The sequence below is a fragment of the Spiroplasma endosymbiont of Megaselia nigra genome (assembly GCF_003987485.1).
In the GTDB taxonomy this organism is placed as follows: domain Bacteria; phylum Bacillota_I; class Bacilli_A; order Mycoplasmatales; family Mycoplasmataceae; genus Spiroplasma.
In genome coordinates this window covers 1-9,510 of record NZ_RCOO01000034.1, presented here as the reverse complement: position 1 = coordinate 9,510, position 9,510 = coordinate 1, and the positions used below count along the sequence as shown (strand labels likewise).

General features: G+C 28.2%; 11 protein-coding genes. 3 read left to right on the top strand and 8 right to left on the bottom strand.

Going from position 1 to position 9,510, the window contains the following annotated elements; genetic code table 4:
• Window positions 1-68 precede the first annotated feature (68 nt).
• Both D9R21_RS02575 and D9R21_RS02570 read right to left on the bottom strand, forming a co-directional pair.
• Entirely contained in the window at window positions 69-578 is a 510-nt protein-coding gene (locus tag D9R21_RS02575) for a hypothetical protein (RefSeq protein ID WP_241568692.1), read from the bottom strand.
• A 140-nt stretch (window positions 579-718) separates the two neighbouring features.
• Window positions 719-1,117: a hypothetical protein gene (locus D9R21_RS02570; RefSeq protein ID WP_126820979.1), complete on the bottom strand. Its 399-nt coding sequence runs from the start codon at window positions 1,115-1,117 to the stop codon at window positions 719-721.
• A 287-nt stretch (window positions 1,118-1,404) separates the two neighbouring features.
• On the opposite strand from D9R21_RS02570, the gene ispH reads away from it, so the two are divergent.
• Window positions 1,405-2,286 (top strand): 4-hydroxy-3-methylbut-2-enyl diphosphate reductase, encoded by an 882-nt coding sequence (gene ispH, locus D9R21_RS02565; protein ID WP_126820978.1) that lies wholly within the window; start codon window positions 1,405-1,407, stop codon window positions 2,284-2,286.
• 8 nt (window positions 2,287-2,294) lie between these two features.
• Here ispH and D9R21_RS02560 read toward each other — a convergent pair whose 3' ends face one another.
• From D9R21_RS02560 to D9R21_RS02535, 6 genes are read right to left on the bottom strand one after another with little or no spacing between them, the layout of a single operon-like run.
• Complete coding sequence (locus D9R21_RS02560; RefSeq protein ID WP_126820977.1) at window positions 2,295-3,038, bottom strand: Nif3-like dinuclear metal center hexameric protein; 744 nt, start codon at window positions 3,036-3,038, stop codon at window positions 2,295-2,297.
• The gene (locus D9R21_RS02555) at window positions 3,038-3,700 is read right to left on the bottom strand and encodes a tRNA (adenine(22)-N(1))-methyltransferase (RefSeq protein ID WP_126820976.1); all 663 of its coding nucleotides are present in this window, start codon (window positions 3,698-3,700) and stop codon (window positions 3,038-3,040) included. Before D9R21_RS02555 ends, D9R21_RS02560 begins: the two co-directional genes overlap by 1 nt.
• Window positions 3,701-3,713: 13 nt before the next feature.
• A complete protein-coding gene (locus D9R21_RS02550; protein WP_126820975.1) occupies window positions 3,714-5,051 on the bottom strand; it encodes a sigma-70 family RNA polymerase sigma factor in 1,338 nt (445 codons plus the stop codon).
• Window positions 5,052-5,056: 5 nt separating this feature from the next.
• Window positions 5,057-6,937 carry a DNA primase gene (gene dnaG, locus D9R21_RS02545; protein ID WP_126820974.1) on the bottom strand — a complete coding sequence of 627 codons (1,881 nt, stop codon included), beginning with the start codon at window positions 6,935-6,937 and terminating at the stop codon, window positions 5,057-5,059.
• An 18-nt stretch (window positions 6,938-6,955) separates the two neighbouring features.
• The gene (locus tag D9R21_RS02540; RefSeq protein ID WP_126820973.1) at window positions 6,956-8,323 is read right to left on the bottom strand and encodes a glycine--tRNA ligase; all 1,368 of its coding nucleotides are present in this window, start codon (window positions 8,321-8,323) and stop codon (window positions 6,956-6,958) included.
• A 43-nt stretch (window positions 8,324-8,366) separates the two neighbouring features.
• Window positions 8,367-8,714 (bottom strand): hypothetical protein, encoded by a 348-nt coding sequence (locus D9R21_RS02535; protein ID WP_241568691.1) that lies wholly within the window; start codon window positions 8,712-8,714, stop codon window positions 8,367-8,369.
• A gap of 282 nt (window positions 8,715-8,996) precedes the next feature.
• Here D9R21_RS02535 and D9R21_RS02530 point away from each other — a divergent pair, with 282 nt between their 5' ends.
• Both D9R21_RS02530 and D9R21_RS08225 read left to right on the top strand, forming a co-directional pair.
• A complete protein-coding gene (locus tag D9R21_RS02530) occupies window positions 8,997-9,146 on the top strand; it encodes a hypothetical protein (RefSeq protein ID WP_004028165.1) in 150 nt (49 codons plus the stop codon).
• A complete protein-coding gene (locus tag D9R21_RS08225) occupies window positions 9,146-9,433 on the top strand; it encodes a hypothetical protein (protein WP_241568690.1) in 288 nt (95 codons plus the stop codon). Before D9R21_RS02530 ends, D9R21_RS08225 begins: the two co-directional genes overlap by 1 nt.
• Window positions 9,434-9,510 lie beyond the last annotated feature (77 nt).

Below are 9,510 nucleotides of genomic sequence, written 5' to 3'. Positions count from 1 at the left end.
GGTGTGTCAAAATTAATAAATTTAAGACAAAACTACTAAATTTTTTTAAAATAAATTATATTGAACATTTATTTTATTGATGTTATAATGATATTAAATAAACTGCTACACTTCATAGTACAATTTACAGTAACATATATTCCAATTAAGATTAAAACGGGAACCGCCACTAATAGCACAATTAATAGACTACCAACTACTTCTGCAAAATTTGTTCCGGCTTCTAATTCATAATTTTGGGGTCATTGAATCACTCCACTATTATTAACATTACCCGGTTGGTGCAACCATGTCATTAAATCAATTCCTCGCCCACCATCAGGTACAATAATATTTGAATATCCTCAAATAAATGATCCCGAGGATACTAATCGCATTAATTTATCAACTCCTAAGTGACCGATTAACTGATAACCATTACCATGAAATGTTTTAATATCATTAATATTAACCGGTAATCCTTTTCTTTCTCAATAATAACCATCATAATATATTCCCAAAAAAACTAAGGATAAAACTAAAATAATTAATACAATAATTCATATTAAAGCTATACTTCACTTGACAAATGATTTCATGATCCAACCTCTTTTCTTTTATATTATAGTCCTAATTATTTAAAATTCTTAATCTTATTTTTCTATTTTATAAAAACAGGAAAAATATTAATAAAAATTTTAAATAAAACAATAACTAGAAAATCTAGTTATTGTTAACATTACTTATTTTTTGTCCCTACTTTTTTCAAAGGTTTTTTTGCTGCTGCTTTTTTAGCAGGTTTTTTGTTATCCTTTGAATTTAACATTTGAGTGGCCTTCTTTTTATTTTGCACTTCAATTGCTTTTCGTTGAGTTGCTGTTTTTCCTAAACGTTCTGCAATTAGTCTTTCTGCTGTAATTGCAGTAGTAATGGCACTTCCGTCTTTTGCCCGATAATCCGCTGCTGTTTTTGTATAAACATCTCCTAATGAACGATCGATTGATCTTTTCATAGCTGGAGTTAAATCAATAACTGCTTGTGATTTAATGAATAATCATTTTTCTTCTGTCGCATTTTTTGCTACTGGTTTTTTCGACTGGGGCACCTTTTTGCTTTTAGCTTTCAAGCTTACTGGCATACTCAATCTCCTTTCATAATGAAATCAAACCAATGTTGGTTGCTAATGTTAAAATAGCATTAATCATTAGTTTTTTGCATTAAATATTTTTTATCCCAAATTGAATTTAGTATTTAAGATAATTGTAATATTTTAAGAAAAAGATAAAATTTTTACTTAAAATAGACGAATTAATTATATCAAATTTAGTTTGATTAATAAATAAGTTTAAGATATTATTTTAAAATGATAAAAGAGATTTTTAGTTATGATATTATATAAGTAGATAAAAATGGATTGGTGAAAAAATGAAAGTTGTAAAAGTGACACCTCGTGGTTATTGTCTTGGTGTTGTCAAGTCAATTAAATGAGCAAAAGAAGCTGCTGTCAAATATGCTGGACGGCAAATTTATATGTTAGGTTATCTTGTCCATAATAAACATGTTATTGATGAAATTGTTAATTTAGGTGTTATTCCGGTCAACGATTTTAAACTTAATCGCCCTGCGCTAATGCAAACACTACCAGATAATGCTGTTGTGATTTTAAGTGCACATGGTGGTGATGACCGGATTAAAGATGTCGCAGCACAGAAAAACATTACACTTGTTGATACTGAATGTGAATGAGTAACTGTTACGAAAAATTTAATTAAGGAATATTTAGCAAAACCTGATTATCAAATTATTTTTATTGGAAAACACTTTCATCCAGAAACAAATGCAATGTTAGCGCTTAGTCCAAGCATCAATCTTGTGACAACAAAACAAGAAGTTGATAACATTTTGCCTAATCTTGACCCAACTAAAAAGATTTTAATTACAAACCAAACAACCCTTTCTAAAATTGATATTGAAGCAATTGTGAAAAAAATTAAAACCCTTGTTCCAAATGAAATTCTTTTTAAAAATGATTTATGTAATGCAACATTAGAACGACAAAATGCTATTCTAAATTTAGATCCAACAACAATTGACCTTTTACTTGTTGTTGGTGATGAACGAAGTAGTAACACCTTAAAGCTAGTTGCAATGGGCGAACAAATTGGGATTGAATCATATCGCATTAATGATAAAAATGATATTCAATCAACTTGGTTGGCAAATAAAACCTGTGTTGCTGTTACTGCGGGGGCATCAACACCTAGCATAATTCAGTTAGAAGTAATTCGTTATTTAGAGCAAATATAAAAATATTATTAACGATAGTTAATAATATTTTTGATATGATATGGAATTATTGTTAAAGTTGGAAACTTTCGGGTTAAGTATCCAGCAAAAGCAGCAGTAAAAAAATCTTCCATATAATGGTTGAAGCAAATAACTGCTAATTGTTTTTCATTCGCTAATACTCATTGATCTCATTTTACTTCCCCAGTAATAAACAGGTCAATATTTTGGTTAATTTTTGCAATCACATCACCTGCGGCTCCTGCTGCTAAGGCAACTGTTTTAATAGGTTGCTCTAACGTCGATAAATTGTGCTGCACTATTGTAATTTTAAAAATTGCTTTTAATTTCGTAATAATTTCATCAGCTGTTAAACTGACATACCCAATCATTGTTAAATCATCATCAAGGGGAACAATTTTTTGGGGATTTAATTCTTGTAAAATCAATTCATTCATTAAACCATCATAATTTGTGTGTAAAGCATAAACAGTTATCTGATGTTTATTAAGAAGATCAATAATTGCTCGTTTGTAAGGAATCTGTTGAATTCTTTTTTTCTTGCCAAAACAAAAAGGATGATGAGTTATAATAACATTAATTTGCTTAGCGACTGCTGCTGTAATTACTTCGCTTGTTAAATCTAAACTAACCATAATTTTTGCTACAAAATGATTTTTGCTTCCATATTGATGACCACTATAATCTCACTTACAAGCTGCTTTTAATGAAAAATCAGTTTCAATTTCTTGATATAATTTTTTAATTAACATTATATCACCTTATTAATCATTTTTAGTTTTGCTTTAACTTCTTGATAGCGCTTAGTGTTTGCAGGAATCTTGTTTAACAATGTTAAATAATAATCATTTTTTAACAATCATTTCTCTTGAAAAAGTTTACTATGTTCTTTGCGAAGATAAGGACCGAAGTATAAGTCTTTTTTATTTTTGACTTTTTGACCAGCAGTTTTATTAACAACAATAATCTCATAAATAATATCATTTTCCTTAATTAATAATTCTTTTTCAATAAAGTACTTATGTTTTTTAATTCATTCTCGTAATAAAAATGGATCATCATTAGGACATAAAATATAACGATCAATTAAATCAGAATCTCGTTGCAAAATGGTTAAAATTGTTGTACTCCCTAATCCCGAAATAATACATGTATCAATCTTAATGTCCGAAACTCCTGTTAAACCATCTGCTAAAATTGGGGTAATAAGTTCTTCAGTATGATATTTTGCAATATTTTTTTTCGCTTGGTCTAAGGGTTGTGCTGCAATGTCGCATGCATAAGCTTTGATAATTAAATTTCCTTTTGCTAAATAAATTGGAATCATTGCATGATCTGTCCCAATATCACAAATAATGTCTTTTTCATTAACTTGTTTGGCAATTAATAATAAACGTTCTGATAATCTATCCATTTTTTTAAAACCCCTATCCTTTAAAAAAGTCTTTTAATACTTTTGCTTTCGAATTAGCTTGGTTTGGCTTAAACTTACGAATTGTTTTTGCTTCAATTTGGCGAATTCGTTCACGTGTTACTTTAAATTCTTTGCCTACTTCTTCTAATGTTTTTGGTGAATCATATTTTGATAAATGCTTATCAATTAAAGCATTTTTTTGACTTTGTACTTTTTCAATTGGTGTATCATAATGAATATCAAGAGCTTTAACTGTTTGAACTAATTCGGGGAAAGTTTCATCTTCACATTCTTTTGCTAACCGTAATACTGTTCGTAACTTTGTTGGTAAAAGTCCAAACCGCATTCTAATTACTTTTTCTTCTCGTGCTGATAAAATTTCATGGAAAACTTCATCAATTACTTCTCGTAATGATTCTTTTTCAGCATATTCATCCGGTGTAAAAATATCTTTATCATCAACAAAATCACCAAAATGAGTATCATCCTCATCACCAATTGGTTTTTCTAATGAAACTGGTTCAATTGATAGTCTCTTAATTTCACGAACTTTTTCGCCAACCATTCCTTGGCCCATTTTTTCAGCAATTTCATTGTAACTTGGTTCGCGTCCTAACTCTTGTGTTAATTGCCGTTCAATTCTTGTTAATTTATTAATTGTTTCAACCATATGAACAGGAATCCGAATTGTTCGCGCTTGATCAGCAATTGCCCGGGTTGTTGCTTGTCTAATTCATCATGTGGCATATGTTGAAAATTTAAAACCACGCTTATAATCAAACTTATCAACAGCTTTCATTAACCCAATGTTCCCTTCTTCAATTAAATCCGAAAAATCTAATCCCCGGTTTAAATGTTTACGAGCAACTGAAACAACTAACTTCAGGTTAGAAGTAATTAATTTATTCCGTCCAAAACGTCTTTCTTCTGGATCAGATGATTCTAACATTTTAGCATATTTAATTTCTTCCTCACGAGTTAAAATCTTACTTGTTCCCAAAATATTAAAGTAAGCTTTAATAATATCTTGAATTTTTGTTTCATTTGAAATTCCACCAACTTTGTAACGTAATTTTTCATCTGGTTGTTTTTTCGTTACTTTTTCTGGTTCAGGAACTTCATTTTCTTCTAACTCTTCTAAATTAATATCACTAAATTCAACACCATTAGCAACTAATTCTTCGAAATATTCTTCAACATCATTATCATCAACTTCAAAATGATCATTAATTAATGTTATTAATTTTTCTTGTTCAATCTCATTGTTATTTTCTTCTAAATATTTATTAATATATTCTTTAAATTCATCAAAAGATTTCATATCTCTGACTTCTTTTTTTGATAATCCCATTCTCTCTACCCCTTTTTAAATTTTAATCGTTGATTCAACTTGTCAATTTCCATTGAAATTGCCTGTTGTTCAATTAGATTACTTGCTTTTTCTAACTTATTTCATAGCATTGCAATCTCTTTTTCATTAGCAAAATCATCAATTAAGAGCGCATAGTCTTCTAATTCTTTCTTATTATATTTAATTTTAATCGTTGATTTATTAATAATATCCATTAATATTTTTTTTAAATTTGGATCACTTATTTCTTTACACAACATATTAATCTTAACATTTTCTGCCCCCAAATATCCATTATAATAAGTAATTATATCATTTGCTAACAAACGATAACCATCAAAATTTAAATTTCCAATTTTTCTTTGATAAAAATCTGCTGCTTTTCGAGAACCAAGTAATTGTAAAACCATATTTTTTTCTGCTAAAAGATATCGTTTTAAATTTTTAATTTTATATTTTGTATTTTTAACTATAACAGTCTTACTTTGCTGTGGTTTGAACCTTGGTGGCGGCTTTTGCTGATAATTATTATCATTTGTTCCATTGGGAATTGGTTCTGACACAGCAGGTGAAAAAACTGCTTTTTGATATGTTTTAATTTGTCCAATTTTTGTTGTAATTGTTTCTTTAGATATTCCTGTTATTTTAACTAAATTATTAACCGCTAATTCTTGTTCCAATTGATTTGGACTAGCTTTAATTAAAGGTGCAACAATATTAATAAATTCTTCTAATTCATTTGCTGCTTGTAAATTAAATTTATTTTGAAAATAATCAAGAGCAAAATTAATTGGATGTTGGGCATTTGCTAAAATTGTATGAATTAATTCCCCCTGACCACTATTAACTAATTCGTCAGGGTCTTGTTGCGTCTCATTCAAGACAATTTTAACTTTTAGATTATGACTTAATAATTTAATTGCTGCTTTTAAACTAGCACTAATTCCAGCCTTATCACCGTCTAAAAAAATTAAACACTCATTTGTTAATCTTTTAATTTCTTTTAAATGATATTCACTTAAATTAGTTCCCATTAAAGCAACGGTATTTTTAAGATTTAATTTTTCTAAACTAATAACATCTATATATCCTTCAAGTAAAATTAAATTATTTTGCTGGCGAATAAACGGTTTTGCCCGGTGAATATTATACATTAGTTGTTCTTTTTTAAAAACCTTTGTTTCAGGAGTATTAAGATATTTTGCTACCTGGTTAGTAACCCCAATTACTCGTCCAGAAAAACCAATAATATAACTATCTTCATTTTTAATCGGAAACATTAAACGATTATTAAAATAATCATACACCTTGCCATTTTTAATTGTAATTAAACCCGCTTGTTGAATATCATTAATTGAATATCCTTTTTTAATTAAAAAATGGTACAAATGATCAAATCCACTCTCAGCATAACCAATCTGAAATAATTCAATTTCAGTATTATTAATGTTCCGCTTTGTTAAATATTCCTTTGCATCATAAGCCTTTTTGGTTTCTAAATTATTACTAAAGTAAGCGCTTGCTAAGGCATTAATTTCAAAAATTAACTGTTCACTTTTATCATATTTTGGTTTTTCTTGATAAGTAGTCAATTCATCTAAGGAAATATTGGCCATTACCACAACTTTTTTTAAAGCTTCAATAAAACTAATATTTTCATATTCTTGTAAAAAAGTAAAAACATTGCCTCCAGCTGAACAAGCAAAACAACGGTAAATTTGCTTTTCTGGTGAAATACTCATTGAAGGATGTGAATCTTGATGAAACGGACAAACCGATCAATAATTACGACCCCGTTTTTCAAGTGATAAATATTCTGACATTACAGTAACAATATTTACTTTTGACTTAATTAAATCAATTTTTTCATTACTAATTAATGCCATACTTTTCACTCCTTTTAATTATTTTAATGTTGCGGTAAAATAGCTTTCTAAATTAGCAATTGCCACTCGTTCTTGTTTCATTGTATCACGATTACGAACTGTAACTTTTTGGTCTTTTTGACTGTCAAAATCAACTGTTACACAAAACGGTGTTCCAATCGCATCTTGACGACGATAACGCTTTCCAATATTTCCTGTTTCATCATAAGTGCATTGAAAACGACCTAAGAGTTTTTCATATAACTGATAAGCATCGTTGTTTAATTGTTTACTTAATGGAATCACCGCAATTTGATATGGAGCTAATAACGGACTTAATTTTAAAACAATTCTTGTCTCATTATCAGCAACTTTTTCAACATGGTAAGCATCATATAAAATCGCTAACATCAAGCGCCCAACACCAACCGATGGTTCAATTACATGCGGGATAATTTTTTCATTTGTTTCTTGATTTAAATACGACAAATCATTTTTACTCATTTCACCGTGAAGACGTAAATCATAATCCCCCCGGTCAGCAATCCCTCATAATTCACCTATGCCAAACGGAAACTTATATTCAATATCAATAGTTCGTTTTGCATAATGGGCTAACTCATTAGCATTATGCTCACGAAAATGATAGTTTTCTGGTTTTAAATTAATTAATTCTAAAAACTTGGTTACTTCTTTAATTCAATATTCAAATCAATCAATCTTTTCGTTACTATCATAAAAAAATTCTAATTCCATTTGTTCAAATTCACATGTACGAAAAATAAAATTTCCTGGGGTAATTTCATTCCGAAATGACTTTCCAATTTGACCAACACCAAAAGGTAATTTTTTTCGCAAAGAACGTTGAACATTTTTAAAATTAACAAAAATTCCTTGTGCTGTTTCTGGTCGTAGATAAACAACTGATTTTTCATCTTCAATAACACCTTGGTTTGTTTTAAACATTAATTCAAACTGACGAATTTCAGTAAAATCATGTCCCCCACAATTTGGACATAAAATATTTTTTTCGGTAATAAAAGTCTCTAATTGTTCATTAGTTCAACCACCACAATTTAATTTCGGATAATTATCTTCAATCAGTTTATCTGCCCGCATTCGGCTTTTACATTTTTTACAATCTAATAATGGGTCAGCAAAATTGCCAAGATGTCCAGAAGCTTTTCAAACATTATTGTTCATTAAAATAGCACTATCAAGACCAACATTATATTTTGATTTTGTAATAAAATGTTGTCATCATAAATTTTTTAAATTTCGTTCTAATTCAACCCCCAATGGTCCAAAATCTCAGCTGTTTGCTAAACCACCATAAATTTCACTCCCTCGAAAAACAAAACCTTGTGTTTTTAAATGATTAACAACTTCTTCTAATGTATATTGCATTAATGTAACTCCTTCTTATTTCTCTATCCTCAATTATACTATGTTATTCTTTAAAATAAATTGATTTTTGTCGCATTTCATAAATACTACACGAAAATATTTCAACTTTTATTAAATAATACTCACATAGCATTTTAAATAATATTATTAAAGCTTTTATATTAATCTTATTGTAAAAATAAAAATTAGTATGAAAATTACTATTAAAAACTTTCACTAATTCAATTGGAAAAAGATAATCTCTTGGTAATAAACAATTTTTACAAAGATATCCTTCCTCAAGAAAACTAATTGTTTTAATGTGTTGTTTGCTGCCACACCGTTTACACATCGTAAAGTCTCATTCTAATCCATATCATTTTAACACTGTAAATTGTAAATGCCAAATCATAAAAAGTTAACTATTAATTTAGTTAACTTTTTTAAGTTAATTATAGGAGGTTGAAATTATGCAAACAAAGCAATATTTTATTTTGCGGTCATTAGTGAAAAAATATGGTAAAGATATTGTTATTAATACTGTCAATAAGATTGCAAATGATATTGAAATTAAAAAGTAAAGAATAAATTATTCCGCGTAATTTATTAGCGGATAATTTATTCAATAATGTTTTTAATGGAGCGGAGCGAGTTTGCAAATTTCAATTTTTTAATTTATGAAAGGAGTTATATCGTGCCAGTATGATTAACATGAATATTTAGTATTTTGATTTTGTTAGGTATTTTTGCGTGAATTGGTTTATCAATTTATCAAAAAATTCGACAAATTCAAGGTAAGAAAAAAGAAAAAAAAGAACTTGAAAAAAAGGAGGATAGAAAATAATGAATTTATTAACTGAAATAGTTACAAAAATCGGTTTTGGTGATGGAATGAATTCCATTTGAACTGGTTTAGGTAATGCAATGGGTAAAGTAAAAGATGCCGTATATGGTATTTTACCGCAATTAATGACTTTTTTAGGTGATGCGTGAATTATTTTAATTCCATTTGGATTATTTATTAGGCATCGTGTAGATACAAGTTCCAAATTTGTATCTCTTGTTAGAATGATAATAACACTCTTTAAAATAAATGCAACTATTTTTTTAAAAAAAATAAAATATTTATAATTTTAGTCTATTTTAAGCATATTTACCCATACTGAAAAATAGTTTATTAAATTTTGTAAATAAACCTATCTAAAATT